At 63.9% G+C, this 21,773-nt stretch carries 17 protein-coding genes; 4 read left to right on the forward strand and 13 right to left on the reverse strand.

From position 1 onward, the window contains the following. The 10 genes from I8N66_RS25585 to I8N66_RS25630 form a co-directional block, all read right to left on the reverse strand. A partial coding sequence (locus I8N66_RS25585; protein WP_291159718.1) for a Zn-dependent hydrolase occupies window positions 1–1,218 on the reverse strand: 1,218 nt, incomplete at its 3' end. Further along, window positions 1,215–1,751 carry an L-2-amino-thiazoline-4-carboxylic acid hydrolase gene (locus I8N66_RS25590; protein ID WP_291159720.1) on the reverse strand — a complete coding sequence of 179 codons (537 nt, stop codon included), beginning with the start codon at window positions 1,749–1,751 and terminating at the stop codon, window positions 1,215–1,217. The genes I8N66_RS25585 and I8N66_RS25590, both read right to left, overlap by 4 nt. 208 nt (window positions 1,752–1,959) lie before the next feature. Then, entirely contained in the window at window positions 1,960–4,452 is a 2,493-nt protein-coding gene (locus tag I8N66_RS25595) for a spermidine synthase (protein WP_291159722.1), read from the reverse strand. Window positions 4,453–4,580: 128 nt separating this feature from the next. Beyond that, complete coding sequence (locus I8N66_RS25600) at window positions 4,581–6,224, reverse strand: arylsulfatase (RefSeq protein ID WP_291159724.1); 1,644 nt, start codon at window positions 6,222–6,224, stop codon at window positions 4,581–4,583. 150 nt (window positions 6,225–6,374) lie between these two features. Further along, window positions 6,375–7,742 (reverse strand): hypothetical protein, encoded by a 1,368-nt coding sequence (locus tag I8N66_RS25605; protein WP_291159726.1) that lies wholly within the window; start codon window positions 7,740–7,742, stop codon window positions 6,375–6,377. Then, window positions 7,739–9,313 (reverse strand): tetratricopeptide repeat protein, encoded by a 1,575-nt coding sequence (locus I8N66_RS25610; protein ID WP_291159728.1) that lies wholly within the window; start codon window positions 9,311–9,313, stop codon window positions 7,739–7,741. The genes I8N66_RS25605 and I8N66_RS25610 overlap by 4 nt, the downstream gene beginning before the upstream one ends. Continuing rightward, window positions 9,310–10,314, reverse strand: coding sequence for a VWA domain-containing protein (locus tag I8N66_RS25615; RefSeq protein WP_113535733.1), 1,005 nt, complete (start codon window positions 10,312–10,314; stop codon window positions 9,310–9,312). Before I8N66_RS25615 ends, I8N66_RS25610 begins: the two co-directional genes overlap by 4 nt. Further along, a complete protein-coding gene (locus I8N66_RS25620) occupies window positions 10,301–10,828 on the reverse strand; it encodes a DUF4381 domain-containing protein (RefSeq protein ID WP_291159732.1) in 528 nt (175 codons plus the stop codon). The genes I8N66_RS25615 and I8N66_RS25620 overlap by 14 nt, the downstream gene beginning before the upstream one ends. Window positions 10,829–10,830: 2 nt before the next feature. Then, window positions 10,831–11,826, reverse strand: coding sequence for a DUF58 domain-containing protein (locus I8N66_RS25625; protein WP_291159735.1), 996 nt, complete (start codon window positions 11,824–11,826; stop codon window positions 10,831–10,833). Window positions 11,827–11,842: 16 nt separating this feature from the next. Further along, complete coding sequence (locus I8N66_RS25630; RefSeq protein ID WP_291159738.1) at window positions 11,843–12,814, reverse strand: MoxR family ATPase; 972 nt, start codon at window positions 12,812–12,814, stop codon at window positions 11,843–11,845. Between the two features lie 259 nt (window positions 12,815–13,073). On the opposite strand from I8N66_RS25630, the gene I8N66_RS25635 reads away from it, so the two are divergent. The 4 genes from I8N66_RS25635 (at window position 13,074) to I8N66_RS25650 (ending at window position 17,865) form a co-directional block, all read left to right on the forward strand. Beyond that, window positions 13,074–14,045: a formylglycine-generating enzyme family protein gene (locus tag I8N66_RS25635; protein WP_291159741.1), complete on the forward strand. Its 972-nt coding sequence runs from the start codon at window positions 13,074–13,076 to the stop codon at window positions 14,043–14,045. 44 nt (window positions 14,046–14,089) lie between these two features. After that, window positions 14,090–15,136 carry an HAD family hydrolase gene (locus I8N66_RS25640; RefSeq protein ID WP_291159744.1) on the forward strand — a complete coding sequence of 349 codons (1,047 nt, stop codon included), beginning with the start codon at window positions 14,090–14,092 and terminating at the stop codon, window positions 15,134–15,136. 464 nt (window positions 15,137–15,600) lie between these two features. Then, window positions 15,601–15,876, forward strand: a complete 276-nt coding sequence (locus I8N66_RS25645; RefSeq protein WP_113535727.1) for a hypothetical protein — start codon at window positions 15,601–15,603, stop codon at window positions 15,874–15,876. Between the two features lie 219 nt (window positions 15,877–16,095). Beyond that, on the forward strand, window positions 16,096–17,865 hold the full coding sequence (locus I8N66_RS25650) for a hypothetical protein (RefSeq protein WP_291159747.1): 1,770 nt from the start codon (window positions 16,096–16,098) through the stop codon (window positions 17,863–17,865). Window positions 17,866–17,884: 19 nt separating this feature from the next. On the opposite strand, the gene I8N66_RS25655 is transcribed toward I8N66_RS25650, so the two are convergent. From I8N66_RS25655 to I8N66_RS25665, 3 genes are all read right to left on the reverse strand, one after another. Beyond that, entirely contained in the window at window positions 17,885–18,910 is a 1,026-nt protein-coding gene (locus I8N66_RS25655) for an NADP-dependent oxidoreductase (RefSeq protein ID WP_291159750.1), read from the reverse strand. 172 nt (window positions 18,911–19,082) lie between these two features. Beyond that, the gene (locus tag I8N66_RS25660) at window positions 19,083–20,444 is read right to left on the reverse strand and encodes a PLP-dependent transferase (RefSeq protein WP_291159753.1); all 1,362 of its coding nucleotides are present in this window, start codon (window positions 20,442–20,444) and stop codon (window positions 19,083–19,085) included. Between the two features lie 45 nt (window positions 20,445–20,489). Further along, window positions 20,490–21,530 (reverse strand): 2-oxoglutarate and iron-dependent oxygenase domain-containing protein, encoded by a 1,041-nt coding sequence (locus tag I8N66_RS25665; RefSeq protein WP_291159755.1) that lies wholly within the window; start codon window positions 21,528–21,530, stop codon window positions 20,490–20,492. Window positions 21,531–21,773 lie beyond the last annotated feature (243 nt).

Consider the following 21,773-nt stretch of genomic DNA (forward strand, 5'->3'; position numbering starts at 1 on the left):
AACCTCGGCTCCGCGGGCGCATTCTTCGGGCGCGGTATATTCCGCTTCGTTGTGCGAAAGCCCGTCCTTGGAGGGCACGAAGATCATGGCGGTCGGCATGATCATCGCAATATGGGCGGCGTCATGCCCGGCGCCGGAAACGATGTCCGTTGCCGAATAGCCGAGTGCTTCCGCGCTATTGCGCACCGCATCCACGATCGAGGGTGCAAAGACGACGGGCGCCTTCGACCAGATATGTTTCAGTTCGGCGCGGCCACCGGCCTTGGCAACCGCCTGCTGCAATGCCGCTTCCATCTCGTCGAGGCCGGTCTCGGAGGGATGGCGCATGTCGATCTGCAGCCGAACGGAACCCGGGACGACGTTGCGTGAATTGGGGCCGACGTCGACGAAGCCGACGGTGCCGACGCCCGGCGGGTTTTGGCGGGCGATGTCGCGGACAGTGAGGACGATTTCGGCCGCCGCGACGAGCGCATCGTCGCGCTGCGCCATCGGCGTGCTGCCGGCATGGGCCTCTGTACCGGATATGGAGATATCGAACCAGCGGAGCCCTTGGATACCAGTGACGACACCGATCTCGGTTGCGGCTGCTTCGAGCAGCGGTCCCTGCTCGATATGGAGCTCGACATAGGCCGAAAAGGCGGCCGGATCGATCCTTGCCTCGCCACGATAGCCGATCGCATCGAGGGCGGTGCCGACCGCTATGCCTTCACGGTCCGCGAGCGCCTGAGTTGCATCGAGCGCAAGTGCGCCGGCAAAGACGCCGGAGCCCATCATCGCCGGCGAGAAGCGCGAGCCCTCCTCGTTCGTCCAGTTGATGACCGTCAATGGATGACGGAGCTGCGTGGAGGTTCCCTTGAGGGTGCGCAGGATCTCAACCCCGGCCAGTACGCCTAGGATGCCGTCGAACCGGCCGCCTTGCGGCTGCGTGTCGAGATGGCTGCCGACGGCGATTGCCGGCAGCGACATGTCTTCGCCGGCATAGGTTGCAAAGATATTGCCGATGCCGTCAACTTCGACCGTGCAGCCGAGGGCCCGGCACTCGGCGACGAACCAGTCGCGGGCCTGACGATCCTCCTCGGTCAATGTCAGTCGGGTGACGCCGCCCCTGTCCGCAGCGCCGAAGCGCGCGGTCGAAACGATGTCGCTCCACAGCCGGTCGCCGTTCGTGGCCGGCGTGTTGATGCGGTTGGGTTCGCTGCGCAAGGCTTCGGCGCTCATTTCGGCTGCTCCGGGGCATCCTTGTTGAGCCGGTAGCGGAAATCGCAATGGGTCGCACCCTGCATCACGGTCTGGGTGCGCTCCAGCGTGATGCGCGGATCGTAGCCGGTGCAGAAGACGCCGTCACGGTTGCAGGACAGCAGATGTCCGATATGGCCGAGCCCCATCTCGCGATAGGTTTCGGCGTAGCGACAGCGCTTCACATTGTAGTGGAATTCCTCGTCCGTCGCCTTCGTTACCTCGATGACGAGCGCGTCGTCCTGGGTCCAGAGATCCTGCAGTTCCTGGAAAGTCCGAAGATTGGTGCCGCCGGGCGTCTTTGCGGCAAAGGTTCGCCCCGCCTCGATCGCGGCCTTCGTGATTGCCTTGTCGAGGATCGCCTGGGCGCGCTCCTCGCCGATCTCCTCACGCATCGCCTCGTAGATCGGTGCGATGATACCGGCCTCGATGCGGCGGCGGGCCAGAATGCCGATCTCGCCGTCCATCGCCGTGCGCGAGGTGGTTTCGGTGTTTTGTTCGTCCGTCTTTTCCATGGAATGCCTCCCTGTCTGCCTCAGGGCAGATCAACAAGGGACAAGATACTACGCCTGACATGCTTCTGTGTTGCAAATCTGTCCCGGTAGCATTTCGTGTTATGCAAATATTTTGCGCTGTTTGGCCGCATGCAGGAATCAATCGCGGGCCTGCCAATGTTACGCGAGCTGCGGTCGCGTATATGAGCCCGGATTCGGCGGCGCGCGATCAGCGCTCACTGCTCGAAACGAACCAGCGGTAATAGGGATTGTTCGGCTCCACCCGCATCAGCAATTCCATGTCACGCGCCCATTCGTCGCGATAGCCGGCATAGGCGTTGAGCGAGGCCTGATAGAAGAGCATCAGGCGGTTGTGGGCATCGGAGACGGATTTTTCGAGCGCGGCATCCGCTGCGACGAGCGGCACCTTGCTGCGCAGGGCGATGAGATTTGGCAGCGTCCGCTGTAGCTCGTCGGGGCGAACCCAGCTCGCATATTCGATCCGTGGCTGGTCGTCCGTGACCGGCAGGGCCGAACCGGCATAGCGCTCAAGCCCGGTCCGATCGGTCATCCAGGTGGCCAGCAGATCCGCAGCGCTGCCGATGCCGACTTCGCCGAGTGCCTCAGCGAGGGTCGGATCGGCCAGCCGCTTGGCTATCCGCGCCGCGTCGATCTCCTGCGGCTCGACGGAGCCGATGAGGAGCATCTCGTGCAGTTCGGTCGACCAGAGCGTGGCATGCGGGAAACTGTCGAGGAAGCTACGCACGAGGGCGCGGGTGTCCTCGTCGTTCTGGGTTGCGATCGGCAGCCACTGTGCGACGAGACCGTTTGGCGCGAGGCGCTCGCGCGCCAGCTGGTAGAAGTCTGATGAATAGAGATTGACGACACCGGCGGCCGACGGTGGCGGCGGCTCGAGCGTGATCAGGTCGTAGCGGTCAGCGTTGCGCATCAGTTCGCGACGACCATCCGCGACACGCACTTCGAGGCGATTATCACCAGCCACAGTGAAGTTGCCGGCAAACAGCGCCGAGGCGCGGGCAACGGAGGGCAGCAGTTCGGCGACAACACGCTGGTCGAGACCGGGATAGGCCAGTAGCGAGCCGGCGGTAATGCCGGTGCCAAGGCCGATGACGAGGGCCGATTTCGGCTCGCCCTTGTGGATGACCAGCGGCAGCAGCGCCTGCAGCCGCATGTAGCGCAAGGACGGCATGGCATCGCCGGTGTTGGAAACACCCTGGATATAGAGGCGGCGGAAGCGGCGGTCCTGCTGGCCCTGTTCGATGACGGCGACCGTGGCGCCGAGGCCTTCCTCGTAGGAAACGATCGTGCCGTTGCCGCGCGAAAGGTTCAACAGGTTCGCCAATCGGTCCGAAGGCACTGTGACCGCGATGAGCACGGTGAGCGCGCCGAGTACCGGCGCTGCGAGGCCCCAGCCCTTCCAACCTCTTTTCCCGCGGCCGACAGCAACGAGACCGATTACGGCCGCGACGACGGCGAGGGCGGCGAAGCTTCGGACGATGCCGAAGCTTGGGATCAGCACGAAACCGGTCAGAAGTGTGCCGGCGATGCCGCCGAGCGTGTTGAGCGCCAGAACCCGGCCGGTATCGCGGCCGACATGACGGGGATCGACGGCGAGCCTGAGGACGACCGGGAAGGCGGCGCCGAGGATCAGTGTCGGCACGAAGACGATGGTGAGGCCCGCTACCAGGAATCGAGCGCACATGCCGGCGAAAATGCTGCCGGTAGCGCTGGCAACGGCCGCCTCGGCGCTGGTCTGGATTGCGGTGAGCCAGGAGCCGAGCAACGCAAATTCGGCGAGCGCCACGAGGCCCGCGAGGGTGATGAGCAGGCCGAAGGTGCCCCAGGGATCTGAAAGCCGATCGGTCCGGCGCGCGAACAAGGCGGCGCCCAGCGCAAGGCCGGCGAGATAGGTCGCAAGCACCACTGAAAAGGCGAAAGAGCGGGTCGAGATGAACTGCACGATCGCCTGCGACCAGGCCACTTCATAGCCGAGCGCCACACCGCCGGCGATTGCATAGAGGACCAGCGCCAGCCGCGAGCCGCTGGCGCCGCGTGTCTCGGCAGGCGCTTCGCTTTGAGGGGTGGCACGGGTGCTCCCTCCGCTCAGCGAAAGCGCGATGACAGCGGCCATCACGCCGAGCCCCGCGGCCGCAAGGCCCGTCGCTTGCACGCCGAGCGCGGGGATTATGACGAAGGAAACCGCGAGGCAGCCGACGATGGCGCCGAGCGTGTTGGCGGCATAGAGGCGGCCCCCCTTCGTCCCCACGCCGCCCGGCGCGCCCTCAAGGGCGCGCAGCAGTACTGGAAGAGTGCCGCCCATCAGGAAGGCAGGAGTGGCGACGATCAGGATCAGCAAGGCCCAGGCAGCGAGAGCGCTGCTGCCTTCGATCGCGACGAAGAGCGGAGCGATATGGGAAAGGATGCCGGTGACGCCGGCGCCAAGCACTGCAACGCCGGTTTCGAGTTGGGCATAGAACCGGAGCGGTTGGCGGGAGCGGTCACTGAGACGGCCGAGCGCGAAGCTGCCAAGCGCAAGGCCGAGGAAGAAGGCGCTGACCCCGATGCTGACCGCGTAAACGTCGATGCCGGTGACGAGCGAAAGCTGCTTGATCCAGAGAACCTGGAAAATGAGGGCAGCCGTGCCGGAGAGGAAGAGCATGAATGCGGCGGTCGCCGGACCGAAGTGCGTCCGCTTTGCCACCGACGCATCTTCTATCGGCTCCTCGAAAGCAACCGTTCGAGCGGGCGGAACGTTCTTCGTCATTGCGGCACGCCATCTCTAGAAAAGACAGAAAGGGAAGGCGGCGCATGGCGCCGCCTCCGATATTGTTATTGAGCCGGTGGCGTCTTGGCCAGGATCTCGTTGATCTTGGCATGCACGCCTTCTTCGATCTGGTCGACCGAGAAGCTCGCCGGCTTCTGGCTCGGCGGATACTCGATGAAGGTTTCGAGGAAGGCGGCCGATTTCATCACACCCTGGGCAGTCAGATAGGCGTTCTTGGTGACCCAGTCGTTGTACTGGTCGGAAACAATGTCCGCCCGTTCATACGGGTCCATGCGCAGGTTGAAGATCTTCGGAACGCGCAGGCAGGTGAACGGATCCTGCCAGACCGCAAAACCGCCGGGCTTGCGCATCTCGCAGAAGACGAACTTCCAATTGTCGAAGCGCATGCCGACGAGCTTGGCGTCGTCATTGAAGTAGAAGAACTCGTTGCGTGCGCCCTTTGGCTGCTCTCCCGTCAGGTACGGTAGCTGGTTGTAGCCATCGAGATGGACCTTGAAGTCCTTGTCGCCAAGCTTGGTGCCCTTCAGCAACCGCTCCTTGATATCCTTGTCGCCGGCGGCGGCCAGCAGGGTCGGGAACCAGTCGAGGCCGGAAACCATCTCATTGGAAACGCCGGGCTTGATCTTGCCCGGCCAGCGGATCATCGCCGGCACGCGGAAGGCGCCTTCCCAGTTGCTATCCTTTTCGCTGCGGAACGCAGTGGTCGCGGCATCCGGCCACGAGAACTGGTTCGGGCCGTTGTCAGTGGTATAGACGACGATGGTGTTGTCGGCGATCTTCAACTCGTCGAGCAGGTCGAGCAGCTTGCCGACATCGCCGTCATGTTCGACCATGCCGTCGGCGTAGTCGTTGCCGGGCATCCCGCTCTGGCCTTGATACTCAGGGCGGATGTGGGTGAACATGTGCATGCGCGTGGTGTTCATCCAGGTGAAGAAGGGCTTTTTCGCCTCCGCCTGCTTCTTGATGAATTCCATTGCAGCGGCGGTCGTTTCGTCGTCAATGGTCTCCATGCGCTTGGTGTTCAAGGCACCGGTATCTTCCACCTTGCCGTCGGCAAAGGAATGCAGCACGCCGCGCGGTGCATAGGACTTCAGGAACTGCGGATCGTCCTTCGGCCAATAGGGCCGCTCGGGCTCTTCCTCGGCGTTCAGGTGGTAGAGGTTGCCGAAGAACTCGTCGAAACCGTGCGCCGTCGGAAGGAAGCGGTCCTGATCGCCCAGATGGTTCTTGCCGAACTGGCCGGTGGCGTAACCGAGCGGTTTCAGCGCCTGGGCGATGGTCACGTCGCGGTCCTGGATGCCGACGGGAGCGCCGGGAACGCCGACCTTGGACATGCCGGTGCGCAGCACGGTCTGGCCGGTGATGAAGGTAGAGCGGCCGGCCGTGCAGCTGTTTTCGGCGTAGTAGTCGGTGAACATCATGCCGTCGCGGGCGATGCGGTCGATGTTCGGCGTCTTGTAGCCCATGACGCCGAAGGAATAGGCGCTGATGTTTGTCTGGCCGATGTCGTCGCCGAAGATCACGAGAATGTTCGGCTTGGCGGCGTCCTGCGCGAAGGCGGAAGGCGCCGAAGCGGTGATGGTCGAGATCAGCACGGTTCCGGCAAGTGCCAGTGCCTTAGGCTTCATGGACCGCGCGACGGCGCTCGCCGCGAGCCGTCCAAGCCTGTTCTTCAAATCGATTCTCATTTCAAGTCTCCCTGAGGCCGCAAACAAATCGCTCTCGGAATGCAGGCAAAGTTTCGAATGTACTGAGGCAATCTCCGCGCGAACGCGCGCACAGGTAAGTACGTAACAGTTACGAAGGCACCCGGGATGCCGCGAGGCCTTGCGGACACCTCAGCGGCTTTTCCGCAAGGCGCTGTCGAACACCGGATTGAGGCCGGGCAATTCATCGGCTGCTCCGTCGTCGCCGGAGAATTCGTCCAGCCAGCGTCGCCGCGCCGACTTCAGTCCGCTTTGCAGCCGGGCGAAATCGGGCCGCTCGTGGTGGGATGGCGAAGTGCCGTAGCGGCTCTGCCGATGCCGGGCAAAGGCAACCTTCGTCTCCTGATCGGCAAAACGATCGAGCCATTTCGCCAGCGGCACATTGCCTGTCTTGCGCGACCAGCGATCGAGCGTGGTATCCAGGCGCGCCTTGTCATGGTCGCGGCAGGCGGTGAGAACGTGGCGGAAGGCCGTCTCCTCCAACTGGGCATTGCGCGTCAAGGCGGTTTCGATCCAGGTTTCGAGCCGCCCGAACAGGTTCGCGGCGACCTGGATTGCGATTGCGAGGGCGAGAACCGATGCCGCGGCGGTAACCCACGAAAGCCAATCGAACGGCTCCTTCGTCGGCGGAGGCGCAGGTGGCGCGATGGCGGTCTCCGTTGCCGGTGCCGCTCCGACCACCACCTGCGCGCCGTCGGCTTCAGCGGTTTCGGTCTTTCCGGATTGAGGGGTGAACCACTCCAATGTGATTGCCGCGAGCGAGAAGGTCCCGGGCTCGGTAAAGACGTAGGTCGCAACGTCCTTTCGTAGTCCCGCGGCGATTTCGCCGCGCGGCGTGCGCTCCTCGGAAAGTACCGGATCGTGCCGATAAACCTGCACGCCCTCAGGCGCCTTCAAGCTGGGCTCGGGGATCATCATCGGTGCGAGACCGGTCGCGCGGGTGGTGACCGTGCGCACCAGCGCGTCGCCCGCATGCAGGCCGGCCGGGTCCCGGTCGAATGCCTGGGTGATGGTGATTTCGCCTGCGGTCACGCCCGGCGCTCCACCGGCGCCCCCCGGAACCGCTTCCACGGTAAGCTTGAGGCGCGGCACTGTAACCTTGCCCTGTGTCGTCTGGCCCGGCACGGCCGCATAGCCGAACGGGATCACGATCGTCGGCAAGGCGTAGGTGCCCGCCGCCTGCGGCGTGATCACATAGGTCTTGCGGATGCCCGAGAAGGCTTCGCCATCGACGGTTTCATTGAGGTTCATGCCGCGGTCGTCGGGCATGGTGACCACTGCGCCACGGAGGTCAAACAGCGGAAACTGCGGCGGCGTCAGGAAGTAGTTGGGTACGAAGACGTCGATGTCGATCTCTATCTGCTGTCCGGCATAGATCGTGCCCTCGGTCGCAAGCGTCGCGCGGGCGAAGGGGTTGGCGGCGAGCGCATCGCCCGTGAACCAGAGCGTCAGGCCGATCAGCCAGAGCAGCAGCCGAGGCATTGGGGACAAGGCGCTCATGGCGTTGCCTCCTTCGCCTCGATCGCGAATTTTCGCGCGAGCAGCTCGGCGGGCGAGACCTGGATGTTGCGCATCCACATGTCGGCAGTCTGGGCACCGCCCTGGACGGTGGCTTCCTGGCCCTTCTTGCCCTTGTCGTCGAACTGGACCTGGTCGGGATCCATGCCTGCCTGTTCCTGCTGCTCGTCCTGTTCCTGCTTGTCCTTGTCTGCCTTGAATTTTTCGGCTGCGGCAAGGTTCTTTTTCGCGTCCGGCCAGTCGGGGCGGCGTTTCAATGCCTGCTCGTAGACCGCGATAGCCTCTTCCGGCTTGCCGAGGTGCATGAGGGCGTTGCCCTGATTGTAATAGCTCTCGGCCGTATCGGTTTCGGCAAAGGCGTCGATCGCATCTTCGAAGCGGCCAGCACGGTAGAGCGCCGCGCCGCGCCAGGAGGGATCGGCAAATTTCTCGGCTGCCTCCTGGAAATCCCCCTGTTCGAACGCGCGTCGGCCCTGCTGGTCCGGCGTCAGCCAGAGATCGAGGAAGCGGTTGTCGGCGGCCTGCGCCCGGTCATTGCTCGTGAGCATAAGTGTGGCGGCGAGCAGATAGACGGCCCAGCGCACAGTCCAGCCGCGGCGGAACCAGAACAGCCCGAAGACGGCGATCGGGATCGTGAGCCACCAGCCGGCATCGTGCCAGCGGGTCAACCCCTCCGCGGTCTTTGCGGCAAAGTTGGTCTGGATGCGCCTGACGATCCAGCGCACGTCGGAATCGTCAGGCGTGACGGTCGCGACCTCGGCCTCGGATGCGGACTGCAGCGCCTTCAGGCCGTCCACATCAAGCTTGGAACGAACATGACCGCCTGTTGCGTCGGTCAGGAAGCCGCCGTCGGCAGTCTTTACCGGGCCGCCTTCAGCGGTACCGATGCCGAGCACCATCAGCGCGTTGCGACCCTTGTACTGGCTGAACGCATGAAAGGCCGAACGCTCGACCCCGTCGGTCATGAACAGGATCGTACCGGGGACGGTTTCGTTGGCCAGCGCCTTTTCGACTTCCTGCAGGGCCTTCGCCGTGTCCTTGCCGTCGACCGGCATGATCTGAGGCGAAAGCGCTGCGAGATAGGTCTTGACCAGCGCCCCATCGTCGCTCAGAGGCAGCACCATATGGGCGGAGCCGGCATAGGCGAAGAGCGCGGTGCGCGAGCCTTTCCTGAGACTGAGAATGTCCTGGACCTTGAGCTTGGCGCGTTCGAGCCGCGTCGGCGAAATGTCGGTCGCGTTCATCGTCGGGTTGAGGTCGATGGCGATCGCCAGCGGTGCTGTGTCCTCGACGAAGGGCGGTCGCTCGCGCTGCCATGTCGGACCGGCCGCAGCGATGGCTGCGACAGCAATCAGCGCCGCCGTGATGTGCACGGGCTGCAGGCGCCGCTTGCCGCCCTTCTCGATCAGCAGGTGATCGAGCAGGTGGGGAGCGATCATGCCCTGCCATTGCGAGCGGACATCGCCCCGCCGGCTGACGAGATAGACGAGCAGCGGGACGGCGAGAAGCGCCAGCAGCCAGAGCGGTCTGAGGAAGTGGAAGTCCGCGATCATGTCGCTGCCTCCTGCCGCCGGCGGCGTTCGGCCAGCGAAGAGAGCAGCCACATGGTGGCGTGGTAGGCGAGGACGAGCAGGAGTGCCGCGCCAAGCGGGTAGTGGAACAGTTCGATGCGCGGCCGCCAGGAGAGTGTTTTCTGGTTCGCCGGTGTCAGTTGATCGAGCAGTTCATAGATGTTCTTGAGTCCCGCCTGATCCTGTCCGAAGAAGTAGCGGCCCTTCGTCGTCTCGGCGATGCCCTGGAGGGTTGTCGTATCGAGCTTCTGTTCGCCTTCCGCATTGGGGTCACCGATCCCGACCGTGTGGATTACCACATTCCGATCGGCGGCGATGCCGGCGGCCTTGTCGGGCGGCATCTTGCTGGCGGTGTCATTGCCGTCGGTGAGCAGAATCATCACCTTGTCCGGCGCGGTGCTGGCATCGAACATCTTGATCGCGAGACCGATCGCGTCGCCGACGGCGGTGCGCGGGCCAGCCATGCCGGGCAGGCTGTCGGCGAGCATCAGTTTTACGGTCTTGTGGTCGAGCGTGAACGGCACCAGCGGATAGGGTGCATCGCCGAAGGCAATCAGGCCGAGGCGATCATTGGGTCGCCGATCGATGAAATCGGCGACCACTTTATGAACGGCCTCGGCGCGGGTCTGCAGATTGCCGGCAGGATCGCGAAAATCCCGCGTGTCCATCGATTGCGAAAGGTCGATCGCCAGCATCAGGTCGCGTTGCGGCTCGGTCTTTTCGATCGGCGGCTCGACATATTGTGGCCGCGCCAGCGCCAGCACGATCAGCGCCCAGCAAATCGGCGCAATCGCCTTCTGGCCGAGATTGGTCCTCGGGACGACGGATCCCTCTGTCGGTCCGAGATTGGCGGCCGCCGTAATGTCCTTGAAGAAGGGTATCCTGACGGCGGCCGATTGTTCGCGGTAGGGCGGAAGCAGCCACCAGACGAGAAAGGGCAGCGGCAGGAGGATCAGCGCCCAGGCGTGGTCAAGCACGTACATGGTGCGCCTCGATCCAGTGACGTGCCGCGGCGGCATAGGTCCGTGCTTCCGGCTCAGGCACGGCGCAAAGCGCCTGGCTGCCGCGGTACTCGGCTTCCTCGAAGAAGCGCGCCGAAGCGATCGGAAAGACTGGGCCGCCGGAATGGGCATCGAGGAAGCCGGTCCAGCCCGTGCCGTGGAGCCCGGCAATCGTTTCACGCGGCCAGAGCACCAGGGCGGTGCGTTTCAGGAGGACGGGCAGGGCGACGAGCGCTTCGCCGCGGGTTGCGGGCGCGGTGAGCCGCCCTTCTATAGCCTTGAGGTCGGCGAGCGCTTCACGGCGGTAGCCGTTGGCTTCCCAGCGTTGGTACCAGCGCCAGCATGTAAATGCGATCAGCAGGAGGATGAAGCCGGCGAGCGCCGCCCAGGCCCAGGTCTGCGGCATCCTCGAGACGGGCTCGGGCATGGCGATGTCCGCAAGCTGCCGAAGGGCTGCCTCGAGCAACGGGTCTTTTGGAGGGGCGGCCGTTGCCATCGCTATCGCCTCCGTTGCCGGCTGGCGAGTTGACCGAGCATGGTGCGCAATTGCGGCGCGACCTCTTCGGCGGCCGAAATAGGTAGCATCGGCAGCCCGAGTTCTTCCTGCCAGGCGCGCAGTGCCCGGCCGCGCTTTCTGGCAAAGCTGTCGATCGCGTCGCGAACATTGCTGTGGCCGAACTGCACCTCGGCCTGAAGCAGGCCGCCGCTGAAGACGATGTCGCCCTTGCGCGGCAGTTCGAGCAGGAAGGGGTCGTAGATGAGGACCGAGATTACGTCGTTGTGGGCCGAGAGCTTCAGGAGCATGTCTCGGGTTTCGAGGCTATATCCGTCGAAATCGCTGATGACGATGATCAGGTGATCGTGCCGAGCGATGTTGGCGACGGTGGTGAGCACGACGTCGAGCTGTTCTGCGCCATGCGGTGCCTGCGAACCCGCCTGGAGTGCGGTGTTGTGGCGAACGATGCTGTCGGCAAGGCGTATGACCGCCTCGCGGCTGCGGTAGGGGCGCACCTCGGTGACCTCTTCGTCGCCGAAGACGAAGCCACCGACACGATCGCCGAGCGCCAGCACGCGCCAGGCCGAAAGCGCCGCGACCTCCGCGGCGGCGACCGACTTCATGGCGCGGCGGCTGCCGAAGAACATGTTGATGCGCTGGTCGACGAGGATCAGGGCCGGCCGGTCCTTCTCTTCGTCATAGACGCGCACGACCGGCTTGCCGGTGCGCGCCGTCACCCGCCAGTCGATCGCGCGGATGTCGTCGCCGGGGAGATAGTTACGCAGCTCCTCGAACGAGAGGCCGCGGCCGCGCATGCGCGATTCATGTCGCCCGGCAAGCAGGCGCTGTACCGGGGCCTTGCGCAGGAAGGTGAGGTCCCGGGCCATGGCCTCGAGTCCGACGAGCGTGTCGACCGACGTGTAGACGCCGGTCGCATCGACCTGGCGGGTTTTTACGACGCCGCGGGAACGGGCGAGAGCCGGCAGGGATATAGCCATCGGCGAACCTCCATCCTCAGGCGACCGCGACGAGTTCGACGATGCGGTCGATCACCTGGTTGGCGGTGGTGCCGCCGGCATGGGCTTCGTAGGAAAGCACCAGCCGGTGGCGAAAGACGTCGTGCACGGTGGCCTGCACATCGTCGGGGGTCACGAAATCGCGGCCGTTCAGCCAGGCATGCGCCCTCGCAACCTTGTCGAGGCCGATGACGCCGCGCGGGCTGACGCCGACCTGCAGCCATTTGGCGAGGTCCTTGTCGACCTTGTCGGGATAGCGGGTCGCCATGACGAGCGCGACGATGTAATTTTCGATCGCCTCCGAAACGGTGATCGCCGAAATCTCCTGGCGCGCGGTAAACACCGCATCCTGGGCGAGTTTCTCCGTCGCGTGGTTGTTGGATTTCGCGTGGATTTCCTCGGAGCGCACGAGGCGCATGATGTCGGCTTCCGACGCAGCGTCCGGGTAGTCCACCTGGATGTGCATGAGGAAGCGGTCAAGCTGCGCCTCGGGCAGGGGATAGGTGCCTTCCTGCTCGATCGGGTTCTGTGTCGCCATCACCAGGAACAGGTCCGGCAGCGTGTGGCTCTTGCCGCCGATGGTGACCTGGCGTTCCTCCATCGCTTCGAGCAGGGCCGATTGCACCTTGGCCGGCGCACGGTTGACCTCGTCCGCCAGGATGAGATTGGCGAAGATGGGGCCTTCCTGAAAGCGGAACTCGCCCTTGCCGCCATCGGAAAAATAGATCTCCGACCCGGTGATGTCGGCAGGCAGGAGGTCTGGCGTGAACTGGATGCGCGACAGTTCCGCGTCGAGGTTCTTGGCCATGCTCTTGATCGCACGGGTCTTCGCGAGCCCCGGCAAGCCCTCGACGAGCAAATGGCCGTTGCTGAGCAAGCCCAGCAGCAACCGCTCGATCATGCCCTCCTGGCCAATGATCGCTTCGCCGATGCGCTTGCCAAGTTGCTCGATATCGTCGCGTGCACCCATGAATTCCTGCTCCCTCTGCCTCTCCGGCAGCATCAGTCATCATGAAATTTCGGCAGAGCTTATTGTTAAATCAGGTCAATTGGAAGGAACGTAACAGTAACGAAGACCTCGCGAGGACCACATTTGGGCGATTTTTCATCGCGGCCATGGAGGTCTTGTTTGCCATCGTAACGGTTACGTACTTTGGGTCGGAGAGGAATGGCGATAGCTTGGATCGGCTTGGTGGCCGAACCTGCCACCTCTGGGAGATGGACGCCGCATGCAAGTGTCGCAGCAGATACCGCTTCACAACGAAACGCCGGCAGCGATCAGCGCACGCGAGCCGATCTGGATCGAAGGCGGTACCTTCGTCATGGGCTCGGACAAGCATTATCCAGAGGAAGCACCGGCGCATCCGGTAAAGGTGGACGGCTTCTGGATCGACGTTGCGCCGGTGACCAACCGCCAGTTTGCCGCCTTCGTCGAGGCCACCGGCTACGTTACCGAGGCGGAGAAGGCACCGGACCCCAAGGATTATCCGGGCGCCCTGCCGGAGATGATGCGCGCTGGCTCGGTGATCTTCGATCCGCCGAAGCGGATTAACGGCAATAGCCCGTCGCAATGGTGGAACTTCAAGTTCGGTGCCGATTGGCGCCGGCCCTATGGGCGGCAGAGCAACATCCGCGGCAAGCTCGATCATCCCGTCGTCCAGGTCTCCTATCTCGATGCCAACGCCTATGCGGCATGGGCGGGCAAGGATTTACCGACGGAAGCGGAGTGGGAGTTCGCCGCGAAAGGCGGGCTCGAAGGCGCGGAATTTGCCTGGGGTAACGAACTGGTGCCGGAGGGGCGCTTCATGGCGAACACCTGGCACGGCATGTTCCCGACGGAAAATCTGAGGCCCGACGGCTTCGAACGAACCTCGCCCGTCGCAAGTTTCCCACCGAACGGTTACGGCCTCTATGACATGATCGGCAATGTCTGGGAGTGGACGAGTGACTTCTGGTCGACCCGGCATCCGGCGCCGGCGCAGAAGAGTTGCTGTATCCCTGCCAATCCGCGCGGCGGCGACAGGGAAGCGAGCTTCGACCCCCGACAGCCGACGCTCCACATCGCCCGCCGGGTGGTGAAGGGCGGTTCACATCTCTGCGCGCCCAACTATTGCCGCCGCTACCGGCCGGCGGCGCGCCATGCGCATGAGGAAAACGCGGCGACGACCCATATCGGGTTCCGCTGCATCCGGCGGCCCTGACCCCGTCCGAGGTTTGAAAATCGTTCCCCCAAGGAGGATGCGTGATGACGGCAATTGCCATGCGAACCAACTCCACGCCAAGCCGGCACCGCTTTCGGTTCGCCGGTCTCCTCTTGCTGCTTTCCGCGGCCTTCGCCGCGCCGGCGGCCGTCATAGCGGCCGATGCGCCGGCCGACAGCCTTCCCTCCTGGAATGACGGCGAGGCGAAGACGGCCATCACCGACTTCGTCACGCGGGTGACCAGCGAGAACGGAGCGGATTTCGTGGCGCCTGAGGAGCGGCTCGCCGTCTTTGACAATGACGGTACGCTCTGGACTGAACAGCCGAACTATTTCCAGGGGATGTTCGCCGTAGATCGTGTCAAGGCCATGGCACCGGATCATCCGGAGTGGAAGGACAAGGAGCCCTTTGCATCGCTGCTCAAGGGCGACATGGCGGGTGTTGCCGCTGCCGGAGAGAAAGGCATCGTCGAGCTCGTCATGGCGACCCATGCGGGCATGACGACAGATGCGTTCACCAAGACGGTCAAGGACTGGTTTGCGAACGCCAAGCACCCGCGCTTCGAGCGTCCATATAACGAGATCACCTATCTGCCGATGCGTGAATTGCTCGACTATCTCCGGGCAAACGGCTTCAAGACCTACATTGTCTCTGGCGGCGGCATCGAGTTCATGCGACCGATGACCGAGCAAATGTATGGCATTCCGCCTGAACAGGTCGTCGGCAGCAGCATCACGACGAAATACGACCTTGACGGCGACACGCCGGTGCTGACGCGCGAACCCAAGATCAACTTCATCGACGACGGTCCGGGCAAGCCCGTTGGGATCAACACCTTCATCGGTCGCCGGCCGATCTTTGCCGCCGGCAATTCCGATGGCGACTACGAGATGCTGCGCTGGGTGACGGCAGGCACCGGCCCGCGCTTCGGCATGATCGTGCACCATACGGACGGCGAGCGCGAATGGGCCTACGACCGGCAATCGCCGGTCGGCAAGCTGGACAAGGCGCTGACAGAAGCGGAGCAGCGGAACTGGCTGCTGGTTGACATGAAAGAGGACTGGCGCAAGGTCTATGCCTTCGACAAGTAAGCAGCGGCAGACTGCCTCTGGGCTTGGGGGCGATCAGATACCGATCTGAACTCGCGCGAGACGTCGCGGTTTAGAAACTCGCCAGTGCGCGGGTTGCAAGCTGCACTGCAGTGGCCAGCGGTCAGGCAGGGGCGGCCATACCGCCTATCGAAGAAGGGCTCGGCGTGACGATGGCAGGGCCTCCGAAGCAAAAAAAGGGCCATATGATGGGCGAATGCGGACGGTCATCCCGGCTGCGTCAAGCCCTTCAGGGCAAAGTTACTGTTACGTACTTCCGAAACGGAACGTCTGTTGCCACGCTAACCATCGAGGGAGAGGCTCGTTCCGGTCGCTAGTGTTGGTTGAGCGCGTCGGTGGGCTGATGTGTCGTCACGGTCCCGGAAAAATGGTCCTTGAGAAATGGCGCGCCAGCGTGTCGGGCTGGCGGCAAGGTCATCGATTGTCGATCAGGCGGGTAGGAAACAATGCCCAACGCGGCCGTACAGCGCGGACTTTTGAAGCTTATGCTGAAGCTTCCGGCCTTGCGTGGACAGTTGCAACTGCTATGCGCCAAGAACCTCTCAGTTGCCAATCTTTGCGAGGCCTATGAAGAGGCGAGCGCGATGCTCGACCGGCAGCGAAAGCTCGATCCCCTGGATCATTCGATGATCTCGGAGTATGAATTGATCTGTCGCGAGATCGAAGAAGAGGTGATTTCGATCTGTATCATCGATTCAGGGCGCGAACCTAGTCCATTGTGATTATCAAATAGCCTTCTTGGGTTCATGCATTTCATGCAAGACCCGTGAAAATTCTATGGGATTTTCGAAAGGTTCTTGCTCCGTTTTGGAATGTCTCATTTCCTTCGTGAAAATGTTTTGTGATGGCGCAATATTTTTCTTTTCGCCACTGCGGCTCTCGTCTAGAGTTCGTCTCGCGTTTGCACTCTCTTTGGGGTTGTGGGCAGTTGGGAGCGCATCATGGAAGCCAGAAATGCGGGTCAAGCAGCTTTCGGTGTCGTCGCCGAATGTGACGCACGTGCTGCACTTGATCGTATTCTTGCCGATAGTCAGTTTCACGCGACCGAGCGCCATCGGAAGCTCCTGCGCTACCTGGTCGATGAATTCTTCGCTGGCCGCTCAGGGCAGGTCAAAGCCTATACCATCGCGATCGACGTTTTCGGCCGGCCGGCCTCTTTCGATCCGGCAACCGATCCGATCGTGCGTGTCGAAGCCTCGCGTCTGCGCGCCGCGCTGACGCAATATTACGAGACCGTCGGCGAGAAGGTCGGGCTTCGCATCGAGCTCCCCAAAGGCAACTACGTTCCTCATTTCGTGGCGAGCGACCGCTCGCCGGCCCCTGCGGAAGTCGCAACGGCTCCCGCGGAGACGGCGAGCGTGCCGGAACAGCCGGTGGCTGTCGCGCCCGTCGCGGATCAGCCGAAGCGTCGTCCGTTCGGCCCGATTGCAGCCGCTGTCGCAGGCGTCGCGGCGATGGCCGGAGCCTTCTATCTCTCCGTCGTGGAGCGCCTTCCGTGGCAACCGGTGCTCTCTGCCAAGCCGACGATCGTCATCGACGTTGCTGCGGCCGGTGGAGCCGGCGGCGAAGAACAGCGGAAGGCGGGCGACTACCTGGTTCACGCGCTGTCGCAGTTCTCCGCGGTGCGCACCCTGGCGCAAGTGCCGGCCGCGGGCGTCGATGTTGCATCGGTTACCGGCTGGGTGGCATCGGCACCGCCGGTGAAGCTGCAGGGGAGCAAGGAGTACCGGCTCTCGGTCGCTTACAGTGCCGACGTCCACGAGCATCAGGTTTCGTGGCAGGTTGTCGATACCCAAAGCAACGAGGCGCTCCGAGCGGGCACCGCAAAGGCGGCGCTCGACAGTGGCGACGCGCGAACGGTTCAGGAGAGATTGCTCGCGCGGCTCGCTCGCTCGCTCGCCGGCGAGGAAGGCGTCATCGTCAGCCTGGAGGCGGCGCGGCAACTCGTGACGCCTTCGATCGGCTACGGCTGCGTGCTGCTCGCCGATGTTGCGCTGGCGCGGCTCGACGCGGAAGGCTTGGCGTCTGCGCATGCCTGCCTGGAAAAATCGGTGACCTATCGGGCGGCCGATCCCGATGTGCTGGCAAGTCTCGCCATGGTGCTGGTGGCGACGGGTGAAGCAAGCACTTCGCCGACGGTTGCGGCCCGTGCGGTGAAGCTTGCTGACAGGGCTGTGGCGCTGGCACCACAATCGAGCCAGAGCTATCTCGCCCAGATGCAGGCCCGTTTCGTTTCCGGTGACACGGAGGCCGCGTTCCTGTCCGGTCGCCGCGCTGCGGCACTCAATCCGCTCGATGATGCCATTCCGGCCCGGCTCGGCCTGCTGCTCTTCGTCAGCGGGCAATATTCGGAAGGCGCGAGCCTGGCGCGGGTGGCGGAGATGGGCTGCGAGTACCTGCACCGCGATGCGGCGCTCACCCTGGCGCTCGAAGAGTACCGGAACGGCAAGTACCGAGAAGCGCTGACACGCGCGCGCCAACTCGCCAACCCCGCCGACACCGCCGTCAACCTGCTCCGCATGGCGGCTGCCGGCCAGCTGGGCCTGACACGTGAGGCCACCAGCGCACTGGACGGGTTACGCTGGAGCAAGAGTGGCTCGCCGCGGTCGATCGAGAGTGAGCTTGCCGCGCGCGGTTACGCGCCGGACCTGATCGCACTTCTTGACGATGGTCTGGGCAAAGCGGGCATTCGCCTCGCCGCCCTGCACTGACAGTTGGCGGGTTGCCTGCTCAGCTCTCGTCAGCCACCCGCACGACCAGCTTGCCGAAGTTGCGGCCTTCGAGCAGCCCGATGAACGCATTCGGGGCGTTCTCGATGCCGTCGACGACGTCTTCCTTGTAGCGAACCTCGCCGCTGGCGATCCAGCCTGCCATCTCCTGATAGAAGGCTGGCCGCTGATCGGCGAATTCACGCTGGATGAAGCCGCGGATGAGCAGGCTCCGGCTCAGGATCTCGCGCATGACGCCCGGCAACCTGTCGCCGCCCGCTTGAGGGCCGCCGGCCTGGTTGTAGTGCGCGATCAGCCCGCACACGGGCACGCGGGCGAAGTCGTTCAGCAACGGAAACACGGCATCCCAGACATGGCCGCCGACATTCTCGAAATAGACGTCGATGCCTTTTGGGCAGGCGGCCGCGAGCTGCGCGGCGAAATCCGGCGCGCGATGATCGATCACCGCATCGAAGCCGAGCGTGTCGCGAACGAAGGCACACTTGTCCGCACCGCCGGCGATCCCGACAGCGCGCGCGCCCTTGATGCGTGCGATCTGGCCGACGGCCGAGCCGACGGCGCCGCTGGCGGCAGCCACCACAACCGTCTCACCTGGCTTCGGCCTGCCGATTGTCAGCAGTCCCGCATAGGCGGTAAAGCCGGGCATGCCGAGAATGCCGAGTGCCGTCGACAAAGGCGCCGCCGATGGATCGAGTTTGCGCAGGTCCGCACCGCGCGACAGCGCGTAGCTCTGCCAACCGGAGTGCGAGAGCACGAAATCGCCGTCGCTGAAATCGGGGTGGCGCGAGCGGACGACGCGGGCCACCGTGCCACCTTCCATGACCGCACCGATCTCCACCGGCTTGGCATAGGAGCGGCCGGCGTTCATGCGTCCGCGCATATAGGGATCGAGTGAAAGGTAGAGGATCTTCAGCAGAACTTCGCCTTCGGCCGGCTCCGGGATGGCCGTCTCAACGATGCGGAAATCGCTCGGCGTCGGGCGACCGGCCGGCCGGGCGGCAAGCAGGACCTGGGTGTTCTTGCTCATGATCTTTCCTCTGTAGGTACGTGGCAACATTTGCGGACGCAGCGACTGGTGCGCATTTGTGACACGAAACCGGCCGGTGACCTATCGGCCAATTCTGACCCCGCCAAACAAAAAACTCCGCAGCCAGGCCGCAAGGGCCCCGAGCTGCGGAGGCTGATGCGCGATCGTGCCGTCAGGCCGCGTCGATCGCCTGACGGATATCGGCGATGATGTCGTCGGCATGTTCAATGCCGATCGAAAGCCGGACATAGCCCGGCGTCACGCCGGTCTTCAGCTGATCCTCCTCGGAAAGCTGCGAATGCGTCGTCGTTGCCGGATGGATGGCAAGCGAGCGCGCGTCGCCGATATTGGCGACGTGGTAGAGCAGCTTAAGCCCGTCGATGAACCGGCGTCCCGCCTCGCGTCCATCCTTCAGTTCGAAGCCGATCAGGGCACCATAGTGGCCGTTGCGGAGATACTTCTCGGCGCGCTTCTGTGTCTCGCCTTCCTGGAACTTCGGGAAGATCACGCGCCCAACCTTCGGATGGGTGCGGAGGAACTCGGCCACCTTGATTGCATTCTCGTTGTGCTGGCGGATTCTGAGCGGCAGCGTCTCCAGCCCTTGGATGAACTGGAAGGCGTTCAGCGGGCTGATGGCGGCGCCGAGGTCGCGCAACAGCACCGCGCGGGCGCGCAGGACATAGGGATGAAAGGCGATCGCATCAGCCTTTTCCAGCCAGGTCTTGCCCTGGTAGCTCGGGTCCGGCTCGTGCAGGTTCGGATGCCGCGCCTCATGTTCGTGCCAGGGGAAGCGGCCGCTGTCGATGATCGCGCCGCCGATCGACGTACCGTGACCGCCGATGTATTTCGTCGTGGAGTAGACGACGACGGCTGCGCCGTGTTCGAAGGGGCGAATGGTCAGTGGCGCTGCCGTGTTGTCGACGATCAGCGGAATGCCGAAGCGCAAGCCGACTTCGGCCACTTCGGCGATCGGAAAGACCTCGAGCTTCGGGTTCGGCAGAGACTCAGCGTAGTAGGCGCGCGTCCTGTCGTCCGTCGCCCGGGCAAAGGCTTCGGGGTCGGCGGCGTCGACGAAGCGGACCTCGATGCCGAAGTTCTTCAGCGTTGCGGCAAAGAGCGCCCAGGTGCCGCCATAGAGGCCGGCCGCGCTGACGATGTTGTCGCCGGCGCGCGCAAGGTTCAGGAGGGCAAATGCAGAGGCCGCCTGACCGGAGCCGAGGGCCAGCGCCGCGGCACCACCTTCGATTTCCGCCAGCCGCTGCTCGAAAGCGTCCTGCGTCGGATTGGAGACGCGGGTGTAGAGATGCCCCGGAGCTTCGAGCGCAAAGAGCTTGTCGGCGCCATCGGTGCCGGGCAACTGATAGGAGGTCGTCTGGTAGATCGGCACGGCGACGGCGCCGCTTGCCGGGTCGAAGCGGTAGCTGCCGCCATGGAGTGCCAGCGTTTCAGGATGCAACCGACCGCCGGCTTCGCGCAGGCCGCTCGATGCCTTGATCTCGATTGCAGGTTCTTCCGGCTTCTGATGAATCGTCATGCCATGTCTCCTAGGCTCTCAGGTTGATCGGCGCTGTCTTGTTACTCAGGCGGGCACCGCCGCCTTCTGTTGTTCCAGCAGGTCTGCGTGGTGCTCTGCGGCGACATCGGGGTGCGAGCGCAGCCGGGACTTCAGCACGTTGCGGCCGACCTCGTGGAAGAGCGGGTTCTGCGGATCCTGCGTAACGCCGCGGACTTCGGCGGCAAGTTCTGGTGGCAGGTCGAGCACCGGGATGGTCGACGCGAGGTTGGCGCCGAGGAAGAAGGCGACGGACAGTCGGTCGCCGCCGGCGGGGGGCGTCACCACCCGGTGGATGTTGGCGAGCAGATAACCGTTCGACGCCAGTTCCAGAAGTTCGCCGACATTGATGACGAAGGTTCCGCGCTTCGGCGGTGCGTCGATCCAGCCGCCCTTGCCGTCATCGACCTGCAGCCCGCCAACCACGTCCTGCAGCAGGATGGTGACGAAGCCGCCGTCCTTATGGGCGCCCACGCCCTGGTCGCTCTCCGTCTTGTCTCTGCCGGGGTAGCGGATGATCTTCAGAAGTTGGTTGGGGCCGTCGCGATAGATCGGGCCGAAGACATCGGGCTTCTGGCCGAGCGCTTCCGAGAAGATCTCGATCAGACGAATGCCGAGCCCGGTGACGGCTTCGATGTAGCCGAGGACCGCGGGCTTCAATTCCGGCAAGGCACCGGGGAACTGATTGGGGCCAACGAGCCGCTTCCAGGGTGCGTCGCCGGAGGCGGTTTCAAGCCTTTGACGCTCGGGACCGAAGTCTACCTGCTCGCGCCAGTCCTGGGTGCCACGGGTATATTCGAGGCCGGCGCGGTTGTAGCCACGGAAGTGCGGTGATTTGCGCATTTCGATCGCCAGCTTGTCATCTTCGGGCAGAGCGAAGAAGCGACGCGAAAGCGAAAGGATGCCGTCGATCACGTCCTGCGGAATGCCGTGACCTTCGAGGTAGAAGAAGCCCACCGAGCGAGCGACGTTGCGCAACTCATCGAGCGCCGTCGCCCGCTCGGGATGGCCCGCCGCAAAGCGGGAAAGGTCGAGGACGGGCAGGGTAGGATTGGTCTGGCTCAAGATGCTCTCCGTTGTTTCTTGGCGTGTGCCACCGGCTAGGAACTCCGCGAGTGAGGCAGAGCGTGCGGGGGGGCACATCGAGGTGCTCAGGTGAAGGCAGGGGATGCGGCAAGGACGGCCGTGTCGGTTGACTGCAAGAGCGTGCGCCGCGGCAAAACGCTGATCGTTGAATGGCGCTGGCTCATGATACCCCCCCCCCGTTGTGTCGAGTGGTTCATGCCTAACCCGTAGTGCCATTTATTCAAT

It is taken from the genome of Ensifer sp. SSB1 (assembly GCF_016652895.1).
GTDB lineage: Bacteria > Pseudomonadota > Alphaproteobacteria > Rhizobiales > Rhizobiaceae > Ensifer.

Bases quoted from the DNA above. Each gene is read 5' to 3' on its own strand.
- I8N66_RS25650 (WP_291159747.1), top strand. From the start codon at position 16,096: ATGGAAGCCAGAAATGCGGGTCAAGCAGCTTTCGGTGTCGTCGCCGAA.
- I8N66_RS25615 (WP_113535733.1), bottom strand. From the start codon at position 10,314: ATGTACGTGCTTGACCACGCCTGGGCGCTGATCCTCCTGCCGCTGCCC.
- I8N66_RS25625 (WP_291159735.1), bottom strand. From the start codon at position 11,826: ATGGCTATATCCCTGCCGGCTCTCGCCCGTTCCCGCGGCGTCGTAAAA.
- I8N66_RS25645 (WP_113535727.1), top strand. From the start codon at position 15,601: ATGCCCAACGCGGCCGTACAGCGCGGACTTTTGAAGCTTATGCTGAAG.
- I8N66_RS25655 (WP_291159750.1), bottom strand. From the start codon at position 18,910: ATGAGCAAGAACACCCAGGTCCTGCTTGCCGCCCGGCCGGCCGGTCGC.
- I8N66_RS25590 (WP_291159720.1), bottom strand. From the start codon at position 1,751: ATGGAAAAGACGGACGAACAAAACACCGAAACCACCTCGCGCACGGCG.
- I8N66_RS25620 (WP_291159732.1), bottom strand. From the start codon at position 10,828: ATGGCAACGGCCGCCCCTCCAAAAGACCCGTTGCTCGAGGCAGCCCTT.
- I8N66_RS25610 (WP_291159728.1), bottom strand. From the start codon at position 9,313: ATGATCGCGGACTTCCACTTCCTCAGACCGCTCTGGCTGCTGGCGCTT.
- I8N66_RS25660 (WP_291159753.1), bottom strand. From the start codon at position 20,444: ATGACGATTCATCAGAAGCCGGAAGAACCTGCAATCGAGATCAAGGCA.
- I8N66_RS25630 (WP_291159738.1), bottom strand. From the start codon at position 12,814: ATGGGTGCACGCGACGATATCGAGCAACTTGGCAAGCGCATCGGCGAA.
- I8N66_RS25605 (WP_291159726.1), bottom strand. From the start codon at position 7,742: ATGAGCGCCTTGTCCCCAATGCCTCGGCTGCTGCTCTGGCTGATCGGC.
- I8N66_RS25635 (WP_291159741.1), top strand. From the start codon at position 13,074: ATGCAAGTGTCGCAGCAGATACCGCTTCACAACGAAACGCCGGCAGCG.
- I8N66_RS25640 (WP_291159744.1), top strand. From the start codon at position 14,090: ATGACGGCAATTGCCATGCGAACCAACTCCACGCCAAGCCGGCACCGC.
- I8N66_RS25600 (WP_291159724.1), bottom strand. From the start codon at position 6,224: ATGAGAATCGATTTGAAGAACAGGCTTGGACGGCTCGCGGCGAGCGCC.